Genomic DNA, 16,387 nt, shown 5'->3' with positions numbered 1-16,387 from the left:
CCCCCCCGGCCCCCGCCCGCACCCCCCCCCCCCCCACCACCCACCCGCGCCGGGGTAACCGCGGCCCCCCCGGGCCGACGATGCCGATGTACTACCGCTGGACCCGGGTGCCGGAACCGAGCCCGAGGCTCACTCGCCGCCTCTACGGAGGCCTTCGTAGACCTTCTTGCACTCGGGGCACACCGGCGAACCGGGTTTGGGCGATCGCGTCACAGGGAAAACCTCGCCGCACAACGCAACCACGTGGGTTCCCATGACCGCGCTCTCCGCGATCTTGTCCTTCTTCACGTAGTGGAAGAACTTGGGAGTATCGTCCTCGGTCGTCTCGTCGGGGGTGGTATCCGGCCGTTCCTTGGTATCCGTGCTCACGTATCCATGATGCCGCACGACGGCCGAGGATGCGCGTGTGCATCTCGGGACCTGTCGTGGGAAGGTGGAGGCTATGGCAAGAACTTCAGGTTTCGGTGGATCTCCCGACCACGGATCGCCCGATAACCCGGTTCTGATCACGGAGGCGTCGGCGTCTCTCGAGGACCAGCACCGAGCGCGGGTCCGCAAATACCTCACGTTGATGTCGTTCCGTATCCCCGCGCTCATCCTGGCGGCGATCGCGTACGGCGTCTTCGAAAACCCCTGGATATCGATGGCCATCATCGGCCTGTCGATCCCGCTCCCCTGGGTCGCCGTGCTGATCGCCAACGATCGGCCGCCGCGCAGCAAAGACGAGCCGAGCCGCTGGGACGGCCGTTTCGACACGAACCCCGCCATCGAGGCACCCGACCGCCGGGTCATCGACGGCTGACGCACGACGCCCTGCGAGAATGCCGGGGTGGACCGCGACCTGCTTCTGTCGATCTGCCCTGCCCTGCGCACGGCGCTGAACCGATCCCGCTACGACCTCGACGCCGTGCGGGAACTGCTCGGGCCCGAGGCGCACGCCGCATACGGTCGCGGGGAGCCGGTACCGGCGCGCCGCGCGGCCCGCGGGGCCGGTGATCTGGGCCTGCTCGTGCGCCTGTTCCTGTTGCAGGACACCTGCCCCGAGCACGACGTGGCACGCGCGCTCGCTCCCCTGTCCCCGGCCGACGCGATCCGGGCCGGACTCCTCGAACGCGACGGTGACGGCGTGCGCGCCGCCCTCGACCTCCGCCCGTTCGACGCCGGGACCGGCACGCGGTGGTTGCTCTCGGACCTCGACGGCTCTCTCCGCCCCACCGTCACCCGCCCCGACCATGTCCTCGGCGTCGGGCAGGCCTCCCTGTCGCTGCTCCACGCCACTCCCACCGACCGGGTCGGATCGGTGCTCGATCTGGGCACCGGATGTGGCGTCCAGGCGATCCGCGCCGCCGAGTACGCGGACACGGTGACCGCAACCGACATCACGCCGCGGTGCCTGACCCTCACCGCCGCCGGCGCGGCGCTCAACGAGATCGACCTGGAACTGCTCGAGGGATCGTGGTTCGAGCCGGTCGCGGGCAGGACATTCGATCGCATCGTCGCGAACCCGCCGTTCGTGGTGAGCACCGGCGACGTCGAGCACAGTTACCGGGACTCCGGGATGGATCTCGACGGCGCCAGCAAGCTGATGGTCTCGCAGGCGGTCCGGTATCTGAACCCCGGTGGAACCGCTGCGATGCTCGCGTCGTGGGTGCACGTCGACGGTGAGGACTGGCGGGCCCGCGTCGCCTCCTGGCTCCCTTCGCACGGCGTCGACGCCTGGGTCGTCCAGCGAGACGTCGCGGACCCCGCGCTCTACGTGGGGACGTGGCTGCGCGACGGCGACGCCGACGAGCGCGACCCCGACGGTGCAGCCCTCGCCGAGCAGTGGCTCGACCACTTCGAACGCAACGGCGTCGAGGGCGTCGGGTTCGGATTCGTCTATCTGAGGCGGACCGACGGCCCGTCGGACGTGCTCGCCGAAGACCTGCGGCACGGGTCCACCGATTCCCTCGGGGACGAGGCGGTCGACTACTTCCGGCGTGTCGAGTGGCTCCGGAACCACGATGTGCTCGGCGCGCGGTTCACTCTGCGGCCCGACACCGCTCTCGAGCGGGTCTATCTTCCCGGCGCGGAGGGCTGGAAAGAAGCCGTCGTCCGCGTGCACCGCGGCAACGGACCCGGGTGGCAACACGAGATCGACGACCTCGCCGCCGCGCTGCTCGCAGGATTCCGGGCCGACGGATTGCCGTTGGAGGACCTGGTGACGTTGCTTGCCGCCGCACACGGGGAAGACGAGGACGCGTTGGCGGCACAGGCCGTCTCGCTCGTCCAGGGTCTGGTCCGGCACGGACTGGTCGAACCGGCCTGATTCCGGCGTCTGCGGCGGTGGCGGGTTCCGCCTGGGCGATCTCTCAGCAACTTCTCAGGACGGGCGGCGGGTTTCCGCAGGTCAGTGCGGTGGCGCTCACAGTCTCACGGGAACTATCGGTGGGCTTCCGAGCGTTGAAGCTTGTAAGACACCACCGATGAGGAGGCACGTCATGGCACGCCCCGCAACAACCGCTCGCGTCGATTCGGACATCGACAGCCAGAGCCCCGCCGCTGATCTCGTCCGCGTTTATCTGAACGGGATCGGCAAGACAGCTCTGCTGACGGCAGCCGATGAGGTGGAGCTGGCCAAGCGGATCGAGGCCGGTCTGTATGCCAAGCACGTGCTCGAGACCAAGAAGCGGCTCACTGCTGCGAAGAAGCGCGACCTGTCGATCGTCGTTCGCGAAGGCCAGGCCGCCCGCAGCCATCTGCTCGAGGCGAATCTGCGTCTCGTGGTTTCGCTCGCGAAGCGGTACACCGGACGTGGTATGCCCCTGCTGGACCTGATCCAGGAAGGCAACCTCGGCCTGATCCGCGCGATGGAGAAGTTCGACTACGCGAAGGGCTTCAAGTTCTCGACCTATGCCACGTGGTGGATCCGTCAGGCCATCACCCGCGGCATGGCCGACCAGAGCCGCACGATCCGCCTGCCCGTCCACCTCGTCGAGCAGGTCAACAAGCTCGCCCGGATCAAGCGTGAGTTGCACCAGCAACTCGGCCGGGAAGCTACCGATGCGGAACTGTCGAGCGAGTCGGGCATCGCGGTCGAGAAGATCGCCGATCTGCTCGACCACAGCCGCGACCCGGTGAGCCTCGACATGCCGGTCGGCAACGACGAGGAGGCGCCGCTCGGTGACTTCATCGAAGACGCCGAAGCCACGTCCGCCGAGAACGCCGTCATCGCGGGACTGCTGCACAGCGACGTCCGGACCGTGCTGGGCACGCTCGACGAGCGCGAGCAGCAGGTAATCCGCCTGCGGTACGGCCTCGACGACGGACAGCCCCGCACGCTCGACCAGATCGGCAAGCTGTTCGGGTTGTCGCGCGAGCGGGTCCGGCAGATCGAACGCGAAGTGATGAGCAAGCTTCGCGAGGGCGAACGCGCAGATCGCCTTCGCGCATATGCCAGCTGACCGGGCGCGTCAGCGGTAAAAGATCCCCGAGGACCGGGCTGGGTCCTCGGGGATCGTCTTGTCTGTGGGGCGCCCCCGCGGATCGGCGGTCAGCGCAGGCGCCGGGGCCCCAAATCGAGCGGGTGCGGTTCCGGGCCGACCCGCACGTGGGCGTCGGTCAGTTCCACACCCACAGGGGACGCGAGCAGCGGCTCACAGACGAGATCGCGCACCTCGGGCAGATCGTCGGCGAGAGCCGAGATCCGCTGGACGAAATCCACCAGCGCCGCCTTGTGCACCGGGGCCGCGTTGCGGTAGCCGGAGAGCAGCGGTGCGGCCTTCGGTGCGTCGATCAGTTCGGCCGCTTCGTCCTCGGTCAGGGGCAGCACCCGGTACGCCCGGTCGCCGAGAAGGTCGGAGATGACACCGGCGAGGCCGAACGAGATGAGTGCGCCGAACGACGGATCGTCCTGCACGCGGATCGCACATCCGATGCCTTTGACCGCCATCTTCTGCACGTGCAGCAGCGGCTCGCCCGACATCGCCGCAAGGTCGCGGTACGCGATCCGCACGGATTCCGCGTCGACGAGATCGAGCCGTACCCCACTCAGGTCGGGACGATGGCGCCACTGCGCCCCGGTGGCTTTCACGGCGACCGGAAAACCGATCTCCTTCGCCGCCGCGACCGCTTCGGACTCGGTGGTCACCGCCCGGAAATCCGCGACGTGCACGCCGTAACACGCCAGTAGCAGCGCCGCCTCCGTGTCGGACAGGTACCTGCCCTCGGGAGTGGTCTCGAGCCACCCCTGGACGAGCGCGCGGGCCCGGTCGGGATCGATCCCCGCCGGGCGCACGACCTGCGACGGCGGCCTGCTGCGCCACTTCGCATAACGCCATGCCCGCGCGAGCGCCTTGGCCGCACGCTCGGGCCCCGGGTACGACGGCACCGACCCGCGGGTGGGGTTGCCCGCGGAGTCCCGCACGGCGAGCACGTCGGGGATGCCTTCGGTGGCGAGGAAGGTCGTCACCACGGGCTTGTCGGATCCGGAGACCGCATCGCGCAGTGCCTGGGCGAACGGTTGCACGTCCACCGCGACCGGTGGCACGAACACCGCGATCACCGCATCGATGCTCGCCGAATCCAATGCGTGCGCCACGGCCTCGGCGAACTCGTCCGGGGTCGCTTGCGGCCCGAGGTCCACCGACTCCGGTGCCACGAGTCCTTCACCGCGTGCGGCGTCGACCGCGAGCACACCGAGAGCCGTGGAATTGCCGATGACGGCGACCCGCGGCCCGGCGGGGAGCGGCTGATACCCGAAGAGCAGAGCCGAGTCGAACAGTTGCGCAATGGATTCCACCTGCACGACACCGGCCTGTTCGAACAGGCTGCGCACCATGGTGTCGTCCATTTCGCCGGTACGTGCCGCGAGGGCCGGCGGTACGGCATGGCGTCCGCTCTTGACCGCCACGATCGGCTTGCTGCGCGCCACCCGGCGGGCGATCCGCGAGAATTTGCGCGGGTTGCCGAAGCTCTCGAGGTACAGCAGCACCACCTCGGTCGCCGGGTCGGTGTCCCAGTACTGCAGCAGGTCGTTGCCGGACAGGTCGGCGCGGTTGCCGGCGGAGACGAACGACGACAGGCCCACCCCGGTCTTCGCGGCCTCGTCGAGGATGGCGATACCCAGAGCGCCCGATTGGCAGAAGAAGCCGACGTTGCCGAGCGCCGGAAGTACCGGTGCCAGGGTCGCGTTGAGCAGAATCGACGGATCGTTGTTGGCCACGCCGAGCGCGTTCGGGCCGATCAGCCGCATGCCGTGGGAGCGGGCGGCGAGGGCGAGTCGCCGTTCCGCGTCGCGCCCCTCCGGCCCGGTTTCGCCGAATCCGGACGAGACGACGAGCAGCGCCTTGACGCCTTTGGCGAGACAGTCGTCGAGTACGGCGTCGATGGACTCGGCGGGCACCGCGGCGATCGCGAGGTCGACCTCGTCCGGGATGTCGCGAACCGTGGGGTAGGCGCGCACCCCCCGCACCGATCGGTGTTCCGCGTTGACCGGGTACACCGGTCCGGTGAACCCGCTGCGCAGCATGTTCACGAGCACCGCATTACCGACCTTGCGGCTGTCGGTGGACGCACCGATCACCGCGACGCTGCCGGGGCCCAGGATGTTGCGGACGCTGCGCGCCTCGGCGGCGCGTTCGCGGGCGTTCCGCACCGAGACGAGCGCTTCGGTGGGGTCGATGGCGAACTCGAGTCGCACCACCCCGCCCTCGAAACTGCGGCTGACCTGGTATCCCGCTTCGCGGAACACCGTGATCATGTGCCGGTTCTCGGCGAGAACCTCCGCGACGAAGGTGTGCAGGCCGTTCTCGGCTGCCGCACCCGCGAGATGCTCGAGCAGGATCGGCCCCAGACCGCGCCCCTGATGCGCGTCGGCGACGGTGAACGCGACCTCGGCGGACAACCCGTCCCCCTCGTCCGGGAGTCCTTCGTACCGCCCGACCGCGATGATCTCGTCGCCGAGCAGCGCCACGAACGCCACACGGGTGTGGTGATCGACGACGGTGAACCGGAACAGGTCCTTCTTCGAAATCGTGGGATACGGCCCGAAGTACCGCAGGTACCGGGTCCGTTCCGACAGTTTGCTGTGGAACTCCACGATGCGGTCGGCGTCCTCGGGGACGATGGGCCGCAGATGCACGACGCCGCCATCGGAGGCCAGGACGTCGGCGACCCAGTGACGGGGATAGTCCCGGGCGACGCTGAGCGCGCGCTCGCGTGCCGCATCGGCAGCGATCTCCGCCTCGCTTTTCCCGGACTCGAGGCCCGGGTCCGCCGGTACTTGCTGGGATTCAGTCACGCGGGTCCTCCGGATCCAGGCCGAGCAGCGGGAACGCCGATCGGCGTGTGGCGATGATCGCCGAGTCGATACGGGTGAGCGCCCGATCGAGAGACGCCACCCCGGTTTCCGGGGTACCTCCCGGGCCGTCCCAGGGAAGGTAGGACACGTCCGAGTCCTCCCCCATGACGGTCGGCAGATCCACTCCGGGTGCGAGGGCGCCGACCCGTTCGCGCCAGTCTTCCGGAACGGCGGTGGTGGGGTCGATCTCGCGGTCGAGCGCCGCCGCGATGAGGTGGGTCCATGCCCTGGGCACGACGCGAACCAACCCGTAACCGCCGCCGCCGACTGCGAGCCAGCGGCCTTCGCAGTGCCGGTCCGCGAGATCACGCATGGCGAGATAGGAGGCCCGCTGACCGTCGACGGTCAGCGCCAGATCTGCGAGAGGGTCCTCGCGGTGACTGTCGGCGCCGCACTGGCTGATGAGGATCTGCGGGCGGAACGCAGCGAGCGCTCCGGGCACCACCGCGTGAAAAGCCCTCAGCCACAAGGAATCGACAGTGCCGGGCAGAACCGGCATGTTGATCGAGGTCCCCTCGGCCTCACCCGAGCCCACCTCACTCGACCATCCGGTGTTGGGCCACAGCGTCGCGGGGTGCTGGTGGAGAGAGATGGTGAGCACCCGCGGGTCGCCGAGAAAGGCGTGCTGGACTCCGTCACCGTGATGCGCGTCGACGTCCACGTAGGCGATGCGGTCGTAACCGTTGTCGAGAAGCCAGGAGATCGCGATCGCGGCGTCGTTGTAGACGCAGAATCCGGCGGCCCAGTCGGCCATCGCGTGGTGCATTCCCCCGCCGATGCTTACCGCGCGCCGGGTCCGGCCCGAGGCGATCTCCCGGGCGGCGGCGAGTGTGCCGCCGGCGAGGGTGGCACTCGCCTCGTGCATGCGGGGGAAGATCGGATTGTCCTCGGTACCCAGGCCGTGCGGGGCGTCGGCGACGGCAGCGGTACCGGGGGCGACCGCGCCGGCCCGTTTGACGGCATCGAGGTAGGCCGGGGTGTGGATGCGCAGCAGGTCCACATCGTCCGCGGGAGACGGATGGACCGTCTCGACACCCTCGAGCAGACCGATACTCTTCGACAGCGCCATGGTGAGATCGAGCCGCGTGGGGTTCATCGGGTGTGTCGGGCCCCACCGGTAGTCGAGGTATTCGGGGCTCCACACCACCACTCGATCGCCGCCCAATTGTGTCGTACCGCCCTCGGCGGTGGAGCTAGTGGTCATGAACACAGACGCTACTGGTCCGGGATGGGACGCGCGAGCAACCAAGGGCGCCCCCACCGCCCTATTCGCACGGTTAGAATCGGCGCAGACGAAGGGGTGTGAGAGTGAAGGACCTGGTCGATACCACGGAGATGTATCTCCGGACGATCTACGATCTGGAAGAGGAAGGCGTCGTGCCGTTGCGTGCGCGCATCGCCGAACGCCTCGAGCAGAGTGGACCCACCGTCAGCCAGACGGTCGCCCGCATGGAGCGGGACGGCCTGTTGCGCGTCGCCGGCGACCGCCATCTGCAACTGACCGAGAAAGGCCGCGACCTCGCGGTGTCGGTCATGCGCAAGCACCGTCTCGCGGAGCGACTCCTCGTCGACGTGATCGGCCTCGACTGGGAGAACGTGCATGCCGAGGCGTGCCGTTGGGAGCACGTGATGAGCGAGGAGGTCGAGCGGCGACTGGTCGAGGTGCTCAACAACCCGACGACGTCCCCGTACGGAAACCCGATCCCCGGCCTGGCACAGCTGGGCTTGGACAAGGATGCTGCTCCCGACGAGAAGCTGGTTCGGCTGACGGAGATTCCCGCCGGTAAACCGACCGCGGTCGTGGTGCGTCGGCTCGCCGAATACGTGCAGTCCGACCCCGATGTCATCGCGCGCCTGCGTGAGGCCGGAGTCGTCCCGGACGCGCGCGTTACAGTCGAGACGCGCCCGGGCGCGGTGACCATCACCGTGGCCGGGCACAACAGCTTCGAGCTTTCCGACGAGATGGCCCACGCCGTGCAGGTGAAACAGGTTTGATGCAGACCTCTTCACAGGCCCGCGGCGGGCCTGTGAAGAGGGGATCCACAGCGTGAGACTTCTGGTGACCGGCGGTGCCGGGTATGTGGGCAGCGTGTGCAGCACAGTGCTGCTCGAACAAGGCCACGAGGTGGTTGTGGTCGACGACCTGTCCACAGGCAACGCCGACGCGGTCCCCACCGGTGCCGAATTCGTCGAAGGCGACATCGCGACGGTCGCGACCGAGGTCCTCGGCTCCGGTGACGACGGCCCCCGCTTCGACGGCGTGCTGCACTTCGGCGCGCAGTCGCTCGTCGGCGAATCCGTCGAACACCCGGAAAAGTATTGGCAGGGCAACGTCGTCACAACCTTGACGCTGCTCGAGGCGATCCGGCGATCGCGCACTCCCCGTCTGGTGTTCTCGTCGACGGCGGCGACTTACGGTGAGCCCGACGAGGTACCGATCGTCGAGGACGCACCGACGAGACCCACCAATCCGTACGGCGCGTCCAAGCTGGCCATCGATCATGCGATTTCGTCGTACTCCCACGCGCACGGTCTGGCGGCGACGAGCCTGCGGTACTTCAACGTCGCCGGGGCGTACGGCGGTGCAGGTGAGAACCGGACGGTGGAGACCCACCTGATTCCCCTGGTGTTGCAGGTGGCGCTCGGGCAGCGAGACCACATCTCCGTGTTCGGCACCGACTGGCCCACCAAGGACGGGACCGCGGTGCGCGACTACATCCATGTCAAGGATCTCGCCGACGCGCATGTCCTGGCGCTCACGCGGTCGGAACCGGGTCGCCACCGCATCTACAACCTCGGCAGCGGTGAAGGTTTCAGTGTCCGAGAAGTGATCGCTGCGTGCGAACGCGTCACGGGACTGCCGATCGCGTCGGTCGACGCCCCCCGCCGGGCCGGCGATCCCGCAGTGCTGATCGCGTCGAGTGCTCGGGCGATGAACGAACTCGGATGGGCTCCGAAACACACCGATATCGACGAGATCGTCTCGGACGCCTGGGAATTCACCAAGAGCCTCGGCGATCGCTCGCACGCCGCACGTCGCGGCTGAGTCACCGGGCAGGTCCGTCCTGCGGTAGTGCGACACCCAGTCTCGCGGCGATCTCGTATCCGGTCGCTGCGAGGCTCCTGATCGCGTCAGGACGCAACCCTGCCTGCAACGCCTGATCGAGTAGATCGGAAAGCCGGTGTCGCGGATCGGATTCCAGCGCGACCCCGAGAGCGACGCCGGCGAACGGCCCGTCGCCGCGCACGTACGCTCCGAACGCCACCAGTGCGGCCGCATCGGCGCGTTCGGGGTCGGGCAGGGCGCGTACCAGATCCACCCAGAGGCGTTCGGCGGCGCCCGCCCACGGTCCTGTTGCGAGGGCCAGCGCGGCGTCCCGGACGGTCCGGTTCGCAAGGATCACAGCCAGTTCGGCGCATTCCCCCGGCAGCAGATGTTCCCCGTCGCGGCCCGGGAGGACCAGGGCCAGGAGGGTTTCCAGTTCGGCCCGGTCGGCGGCGGCGGATCCTCCGCTCCGTTCGGCACGCTCGTACGCGAGGTCGCGGGCGTCGACGGCCGCGTCGAGCCTGCTCGCGACGTCGGCGCGGAAACTCGCCGGGTAGGGCTCGAGGAGTGTGGTGAGTTCGCTGCGAGTTCGCCGGATGGGGTTGCCGTCGAACACCCGGGTGGCCGCCACGACGGAGGCGTCGGGGTCGGGCACCGTCCCGGAATCGTCGCGACCGGGAACGAACCACGTTTCGCCGGCATCGATGGCGGGGACCGCGAGCGCACCGCCGAGCACGATGTCGGCGGTCGCGAGATAGGCGGCGAACTCCTCGAGGAGGGCGTGAGCACGGCCGGCGGCAGGTCCGTGAGGGTCCTGAAGCCTGTCGTCGACGAGGATCGCGATCACCGAGTCGGCTTCCTCACGTGCGCACACGGCACGGAACCGGCGGAACGCCTCGCGCATCGGGTCCTGCGTCCCGTCTCGGGGTCCGTCGAGTAACAGGTCGTGCCGCATCACCGCTCCGATCGTGGCGGCCCCCGTCTCACCCGGCCGGGTTGTCACGGGCGAGAGGCTGAGAACGACGAGGGAGCGCGCGGGACGGAACCCGAGCAGCGCGGGCACCGCTGCGATCAGGTCTCCGATATCGGTGAGGCGGAGCGGGCGTGAGGACGAGGTGGGTGTGGTCATGCCCGAACGGTCTCCCGGCCCGAGGACAGGTACGGTGCCTCCGGGGCTCCATCGGTGCGCTCTGGGGATCGACCCGCGCTCTGTGGACAACCGCGCGGCGTGCCGGTACCGCCGCGGACGCACGTGGCCGGCGCGTGGGTACCCGCGTCTACCGTGGCCGGGCTTCGAGCGCGTACCGCACCGCGTCCGCGTAGACCCGATCGACGTTCTCGGCGTCCGCGGCGCCCGATTCGAACGACATGTACGTCACCAGCACGCGCACGTCCCCGAGTTGGGCGGTATGCGTGAGTATCGACTGAGCGAGAGCGTCCGGGCCTTCCCCCGAGGTGACCGTCCGGGACAACGCCAGTGTCTCCGAGCCCGGGACGAGCACCGGCGGGTCGGGTTCGAGCGCCGTGGTGACGGTCGCGGTGACGCCCCGGTGGGTGGCCTCGACCCGCGCGCACTCGACCAGGTGGCGACGGTAGTCCGCGAGGGGCTCCGCCGGGGTCGTCACTTCGACGCTGAGCGTGGCGCGGCCGCCGGTGTCGGTGCCGACGGCCATCGCCGTCCCTCCCGGCCCGTAGTCCTGCGGCGGCGGCAGGCAGCCGCCTGGGTTCACGCGGGCACCCGGTGGGATCCCGGTGAGGTCCGGCGCCGCCTGCGCCACCGCCTGCGGGGGCAGGACCACGGCACTGTACGGCTCCGGGAAGCGGTCGACCGGCAAGAGCAATTCGGCTGGGGTGCTTCCGCTACCGGGAGGGGCGCGGGGGGGCGGCGCCGCGGTGGCCGACGGGCTGCCGGTGTGCGGCGTGGCCTCGGGGCGTGCGACACCGGAAATGCTGGTCGTGCACGCTGCGACCAGGACTGATGCGCCGGTGAGGAGTATCGCTGCCGTGATCGTGCGGCGCGCGGCCGGGCGGGGCGGGCGAGGGTCGTCGGCGGTCCTGCACCGTGGAGCGTCGCACTTCGCCACCCGAACCTCCGTCGTCCACAGTCCAGCGGGGCCCGGACCCGGGAAATCGCCACCGCCGCTTCAATTAGACTCGGACACCACCATGCCACGCCGGTGCTGCACCGGCGGGAAGGCTACGACGGCGCAGTGTGATCGGAGTGGTTCCCCAATGGACGAGCAGTCCCGGATGTACGAGCTGGAGTTCCCGGCTCCACAACTCATGACCACCGACGGGCAGGGTCCGGTTCTCGTTCACGGCCTCGAAGGGTTCGCGGACGCCGGACATTCGGTCCGGCTCGCCACCACGCATCTGAGGGAGACGCTCGAGACCGAACTCGTGGCGTCGTTCGCGGTCGACGACCTCATCGACTACCGCTCCCGGCGACCGCTGATGACCTTCAAGTCGGACCATTTCTCCGACTATGCGGCCCCCGAGCTGAACCTGTACGCCCTCATCGACAATGCGGGAACTCCGTTCCTGCTGCTTGCGGGTAGCGAACCGGATCTCAAATGGGAGCGGTTCATCACCGCGGTGCGCCTGCTCGCCGAGCAGTTCGGCGTGCGGCGCACGATCGGCCTCAACTCCATCCCGATGGCGACACCGCACACCAGGCCGCTCTCGGTTACCGCCCACTCCACGAACAAGGACCTCATCGCCGGCCACCACCGCTGGTCCGGTGAGTTGCAGATTCCGGCGGGGGCGTCGTCGCTGCTCGAGCTCCGCATGGCGCAGCACGGACACGAGTCGGTGGGATTCTCCGTGCACGTGCCGCACTACCTGGCACAGACCGACTACCCGGCGGCCGCCGAGACGCTTCTCACCCACGTGGCGGAGATCGGCGATCTCGACATTCCGCTGCAGGCACTCGACGAGGCCGCGGCACGGGTCCGTGAGCAGATCGACGAGCACATCGAGGGCAACGAGGAAGTACAGGCGGTGGTGCAGGCCCTCGAACGGCAGTACGACAGCTACGTGGCCGCGCAGGAACAGCAGACCTCTCCCCTGCCGACCGACGAGAATCTGCCGACCGGCGAGGAACTCGGGGCGGAATTCGAGCGCTTCCTCGCGGAATACGACCAGCGCGGCGACGACGATACCGATCAGTCGCTCTGAGCGGAACGGGGCGCGTCACGACGCGGCGGGTCCACGGTGGGACGTTTCATGACCGTTACGATCGTCGCCCATCGCGTCACATACACTCGGTACGCTCTCGCGGCATGCAAGAGTGACTCCGGGCGGCGATTACCGTCAGGTCGAGAAACCGGCCGTACGTAGGTGCCTCCCCACGTCGGCAGGAGACGGTGATGACCACAGCGCGTCCGAGGAAGCTCCGCCCGGTTCCCGACAAGGAACCGCGCATGGTCTTCCGCACGATCCACGGCTACCGGCGCGCGTTCCGGATGGCCGGCAGCGGGCCTGCGCTGCTGCTCATCCACGGTATCGGTGACAACTCGTCGACGTGGACGGACGTGATTCCGCACCTCGCCGAGAAGTACACCGTGATCGCCCCCGATCTGCTCGGCCACGGCCGATCGGACAAGCCGCGAGCCGACTACTCCGTCGCCGCGTATGCCAACGGCATGCGTGACCTGCTGTCGGTGCTCGGGATCGACAAGGTCACGGTCGTCGGCCACTCCCTCGGCGGCGGAGTCGCGATGCAGTTCGCGTACCAGTTCCCGGGCAGGGTCGAGCGACTCGTGCTCGTGTCGTCGGGCGGCGTCACCAAGGATGTCCACCCTGTCCTGCGCATGGTGTCGGTACCCGTCGTCAGCGAGGTGCTCAAGCTCCTGCGCATACCGGGTGCGATGCCGGCGATGAGGCTCGCCGGCTCCGCGCTGGGCCAGCTCAACAAGTCGCCGCTCAAGCCCGGCGCACTCCTGCACGACGCCTCCGACCTGGTACGTATCCTCGGCGAACTTCCGGATCCGACGGCGTGCCAGGCCTATCTGCGGACCCTGCGGGCGGTTGTCGACTGGCGTGGCCAGGTGGTGACCATGCTCGACCGCAGTTACCTCACCGAGGATCTGCCGGTGCAGCTGATCTGGGGCGACCGCGACAGCGTCATTCCGGTGGGGCACGCTTACCTCGCGCATTCCGCGATGCCCGGTTCCCGGCTCGAAGTGTTCCGCGGCGCCGGCCACTTCCCGTTCCGGGACGATCCCCTGCGTTTCCTCCGGGTCGTGGAGAACTTCCTCGACAACACCGCGCCCCTGCAGTTCGACGAGGAGAGCTGGCGGAAGCTCCTCGTCTCCGGGGTGAGCGAATCGCGCATCACCGGCGGCCCGGCCACCCGCATGGCCGTGCTCGACGTGATGGAGTCCGACGAGCGCAGCGCCACGTAGCAGGCCTCGCGGTCCGCTGCCGCGACGGAACGGCAGCGCGGAAAGGCCCTCGCCACCGGGCGACTAGCCTGGAGCAGTGCTGCTTCCCGATCTGATACCCGACCCCGTCGACGACGACACCCTCTTCGACGCCTTCACCTCCTGGACGACGGATCGGGGACTGTCGCTCTACCCGGCGCAGGAGGAAGCGCTGATGGAACTCGTGGGCGGTTCGCACGTGATCCTCGCGACGCCCACGGGGTCGGGCAAATCGATGGTGGCGATCGGAGCCCATTTCTTCGCCCTCGCGGCCGGCAAGCGCACGTTCTACACCGCACCGATCAAGGCGCTCGTCAGCGAGAAGTTCTTCGCATTGTGCGAGGTCTTCGGAGCCGACCGGGTCGGGATGATGACCGGCGACGCCTCGGTGAACCCGACCGCCCCGATCATCTGCGCGACCGCGGAGATCGTCGCCAACCTCGCACTGCGCGAAGGCCCGGACTCGGACATCGGCCAGGTGGTCATGGACGAGTTCCATTTCTACTCCGACCCCGACCGTGGATGGGCCTGGCAGGTGCCCCTCATCGAACTGCCTCACGCGCAGTTCCTGCTCATGTCCGCGACCCTCGGGGACGTGTCGTTCCTCCAGAAGGACCTCACTCGTCGCACCGGGCGCCCGACCGTCGAGGTCTCGGGGACCGAGCGACCGGTGCCCCTGACCTTCTCGTATTCGCAGGCCCCCATCGGTGAAGCGATCGAAGAGCTGGTCACCACTCACCAGGCACCGGTGTACGTCGTCCACTTCACCCAGGCCGCCGCACTCGAGCGTGCCCAGGCACTGACCAGCGTCAACATGTGCACGAAAGCCGAGAAGGAGGCGATCGCGGCCGCACTCGGCGAATTCCGGTTCTCGACGGGATTCGGCAAGACCCTGTCCCGGCTCGTGCGGCACGGCATCGGCGTCCACCACGCGGGAATGCTGCCCAAGTACCGGAGATTGATCGAAAAGCTCGCGCAGGACGGTCTTTTGAAGGTGATCTGCGGAACCGACACGCTGGGTGTCGGAATCAACGTTCCGATCCGCACGGTGCTGCTCACCGGTCTGACCAAGTACGACGGCACCCGCACGCGGCAGCTCAAGGCGCGTGAATTCCACCAGATCGCGGGCCGCGCCGGCCGGGCCGGGTACGACACCATGGGCACGGTCGTCGTGCAGGCGCCCGAGCACGAGATCGAGAACGTCCGGGCCCTCGCGAAGGCTGGCGAGGACCCGAAGAAGCGCCGCAAGGTGCAGCGGAAGAAGGCGCCGGAGGGGTTCGTCTCGTGGGGTGAGGGCACGTTCGACAAGCTCATCGTCGCGTCGCCGGAACCGATGCAGTCGCGGTTCGCCGTGAGCAACTCGATGCTGCTCAACGTGATCGCGCGGCCCGGCAACTGTTTCGACGCCATGCGGCATCTGCTCGAGGACAATCACGAACCCCGGCCCGCGCAGCGCAAGCACATCCTCAAGGCGATCTCCCTCTACCGGGGTCTGCTCCAGGCCGGTGTGGTCCAGCAACTCGACGAACCCGACGAATACGGCCGCAGGTCCCGGTTGACGGTCGATCTCCAGCGCGATTTCGCGCTGAACCAGCCGTTGTCGCCCTTCGCACTGGCCGCGATCGAACTGCTCGACATCGATGCTCCCGGCTACGCCCTCGATGTCGTCTCGGTGATCGAATCGACGCTCGACGATCCCCGGCAGATCCTCATGGCGCAGCAACACGCGGCACGCGGGGAAGCCGTGGCCCAGATGAAGGCCGACGGTATCGAGTACGACGAGCGCATGGAGTTGCTGGAGGAGGTCACCTGGCCGAAGCCGCTCGCCGAGCTGCTCGATCCGGCGTTCGAGACCTATCGCGGGGGCCATCCCTGGGTGTCGGAGACGCCGTTGTCCCCGAAATCGGTGGTGCGCGACATGATCGAGCGCGCGATGACCTTCTCCGAATTGGTGAGCCACTACGGTCTCGCGCGATCGGAAGGGCTCGTGCTGCGGTACCTCGCCGACGCCTACCGCGCGCTGCGCCAGACGGTGCCGGACGTGGCGCGCACCGAGGAACTCGAGGACATCATCGAGTGGCTCGGTGAGCTCATCCGGCAGGTCGATTCGTCCCTGCTCGACGAATGGGAATCGCTGACGAACCCGGGTGTCGAATCGGACGACCAGCAGGTCGCGTTCGGGGCCGACGTTCCGCGGCCGCTGTCCGCGAACACGCGTGCCTTCAAGGTCATGGTCCGCAATGCGATGTTCAAGCGCGTGGAACTCGCGGCGCGCCGCCGTTGGTACGACCTCGCCCAGCTCGGTGACGGTCTGGATGCGGAGGACTGGGAGGACCTCCTCGAGTTGTACTTCGAGGAGTACTCCGAGATCGGTACCGGACCCGACGCCCGTGGGCCGCAACTCTTCTCGGTGGAGATGGACACCGACGTGTGGCGGGTCCGCCAAACGCTGCACGATCCTCAGGGCGACCACGGATGGGCACTGCTCGCCGAGGTCAACCTCGCGGAGTCGGATGCGGCAGGCGAGGTGGTGTTCGACGAGTTCGAGGTGGCAGAGGGCTGACGCGGTTCGGGCAC

At 68.5% G+C, this 16,387-nt stretch carries 13 protein-coding genes; 8 read left to right on the top strand and 5 right to left on the bottom strand.

Features of this window, described 5'->3' with window-relative positions; genetic code table 11:
- Window positions 1-129 precede the first annotated feature (129 nt).
- Window positions 130-369, bottom strand: coding sequence for a DUF3039 domain-containing protein (locus TVH25_RS12150; protein WP_169620671.1), 240 nt, complete (start codon window positions 367-369; stop codon window positions 130-132).
- Window positions 370-442: 73 nt separating this feature from the next.
- Here TVH25_RS12150 and TVH25_RS12145 point away from each other — a divergent pair, with 73 nt between their 5' ends.
- The 3 genes from TVH25_RS12145 to TVH25_RS12135 all read left to right on the top strand — a co-directional run bounded on the left by TVH25_RS12145 (window position 443) and on the right by TVH25_RS12135 (window position 3,443).
- A complete protein-coding gene (locus tag TVH25_RS12145) occupies window positions 443-802 on the top strand; it encodes a DUF3099 domain-containing protein (RefSeq protein ID WP_169620670.1) in 360 nt (119 codons plus the stop codon).
- A 27-nt stretch (window positions 803-829) separates the two neighbouring features.
- Window positions 830-2,308 (top strand): DUF7059 domain-containing protein, encoded by a 1,479-nt coding sequence (locus tag TVH25_RS12140; protein ID WP_422424278.1) that lies wholly within the window; start codon window positions 830-832, stop codon window positions 2,306-2,308.
- A gap of 172 nt (window positions 2,309-2,480) precedes the next feature.
- Entirely contained in the window at window positions 2,481-3,443 is a 963-nt protein-coding gene (locus TVH25_RS12135) for a sigma-70 family RNA polymerase sigma factor (protein WP_169620668.1), read from the top strand.
- Between the two features lie 89 nt (window positions 3,444-3,532).
- On the opposite strand, the gene TVH25_RS12130 is transcribed toward TVH25_RS12135, so the two are convergent.
- Window positions 3,533-6,217, bottom strand: coding sequence for a GNAT family N-acetyltransferase (locus TVH25_RS12130; RefSeq protein WP_422424280.1), 2,685 nt, complete (start codon window positions 6,215-6,217; stop codon window positions 3,533-3,535).
- 55 nt (window positions 6,218-6,272) lie between these two features.
- The gene (locus TVH25_RS12125; protein ID WP_422424276.1) at window positions 6,273-7,544 is read right to left on the bottom strand and encodes an acetoin utilization protein AcuC; all 1,272 of its coding nucleotides are present in this window, start codon (window positions 7,542-7,544) and stop codon (window positions 6,273-6,275) included.
- A gap of 104 nt (window positions 7,545-7,648) precedes the next feature.
- Here TVH25_RS12125 and TVH25_RS12120 point away from each other — a divergent pair, with 104 nt between their 5' ends.
- Together TVH25_RS12120 and galE are read left to right on the top strand one after the other, a co-directional pair.
- Window positions 7,649-8,335 (top strand): iron dependent repressor, metal binding and dimerization domain protein, encoded by a 687-nt coding sequence (locus TVH25_RS12120; protein ID WP_422424274.1) that lies wholly within the window; start codon window positions 7,649-7,651, stop codon window positions 8,333-8,335.
- Window positions 8,336-8,387: 52 nt separating this feature from the next.
- Window positions 8,388-9,386 (top strand): UDP-glucose 4-epimerase GalE, encoded by a 999-nt coding sequence (gene galE, locus TVH25_RS12115; protein WP_169620665.1) that lies wholly within the window; start codon window positions 8,388-8,390, stop codon window positions 9,384-9,386.
- Between the two features lies 1 nt (window position 9,387).
- Here the strand turns inward: galE and TVH25_RS12110 are convergent, their stop codons facing one another.
- Both TVH25_RS12110 and TVH25_RS12105 read right to left on the bottom strand, forming a co-directional pair.
- Window positions 9,388-10,515: a DUF4192 domain-containing protein gene (locus TVH25_RS12110; protein WP_422424271.1), complete on the bottom strand. Its 1,128-nt coding sequence runs from the start codon at window positions 10,513-10,515 to the stop codon at window positions 9,388-9,390.
- A gap of 148 nt (window positions 10,516-10,663) precedes the next feature.
- Complete coding sequence (locus TVH25_RS12105; RefSeq protein ID WP_422424269.1) at window positions 10,664-11,470, bottom strand: sensor domain-containing protein; 807 nt, start codon at window positions 11,468-11,470, stop codon at window positions 10,664-10,666.
- Window positions 11,471-11,618: 148 nt separating this feature from the next.
- On the opposite strand from TVH25_RS12105, the gene TVH25_RS12100 reads away from it, so the two are divergent.
- The 3 genes from TVH25_RS12100 (at window position 11,619) to TVH25_RS12090 (ending at window position 16,373) form a co-directional block, all read left to right on the top strand.
- Window positions 11,619-12,563, top strand: coding sequence for a proteasome assembly chaperone family protein (locus TVH25_RS12100; RefSeq protein WP_296551182.1), 945 nt, complete (start codon window positions 11,619-11,621; stop codon window positions 12,561-12,563).
- A gap of 191 nt (window positions 12,564-12,754) precedes the next feature.
- Window positions 12,755-13,792 (top strand): alpha/beta fold hydrolase, encoded by a 1,038-nt coding sequence (locus TVH25_RS12095; protein WP_169620662.1) that lies wholly within the window; start codon window positions 12,755-12,757, stop codon window positions 13,790-13,792.
- 76 nt (window positions 13,793-13,868) lie between these two features.
- On the top strand, window positions 13,869-16,373 hold the full coding sequence (locus tag TVH25_RS12090; RefSeq protein WP_422424267.1) for a DEAD/DEAH box helicase: 2,505 nt from the start codon (window positions 13,869-13,871) through the stop codon (window positions 16,371-16,373).
- Window positions 16,374-16,387 lie beyond the last annotated feature (14 nt).

This window comes from Rhodococcus sp. 7Tela_A2 (genome assembly GCF_049311045.1).
Classification (GTDB): Bacteria; Actinomycetota; Actinomycetes; order Mycobacteriales; family Mycobacteriaceae; genus Rhodococcus.
Note: the sequence above shows the minus strand (reverse complement) of the source record. Positions and strands in the feature narration are given on the sequence as shown.

Coding starts and splice junctions, on each gene's coding strand:
- TVH25_RS12110 (WP_422424271.1), bottom strand. CDS start 10,515: ATGACCACACCCACCTCGTCCTCACGCCCGCTCCGCCTCACCGATATC.
- TVH25_RS12125 (WP_422424276.1), bottom strand. CDS start 7,544: ATGACCACTAGCTCCACCGCCGAGGGCGGTACGACACAATTGGGCGGC.
- TVH25_RS12100 (WP_296551182.1), top strand. CDS start 11,619: ATGGACGAGCAGTCCCGGATGTACGAGCTGGAGTTCCCGGCTCCACAA.
- TVH25_RS12135 (WP_169620668.1), top strand. CDS start 2,481: ATGGCACGCCCCGCAACAACCGCTCGCGTCGATTCGGACATCGACAGC.
- TVH25_RS12145 (WP_169620670.1), top strand. CDS start 443: ATGGCAAGAACTTCAGGTTTCGGTGGATCTCCCGACCACGGATCGCCC.
- TVH25_RS12095 (WP_169620662.1), top strand. CDS start 12,755: ATGACCACAGCGCGTCCGAGGAAGCTCCGCCCGGTTCCCGACAAGGAA.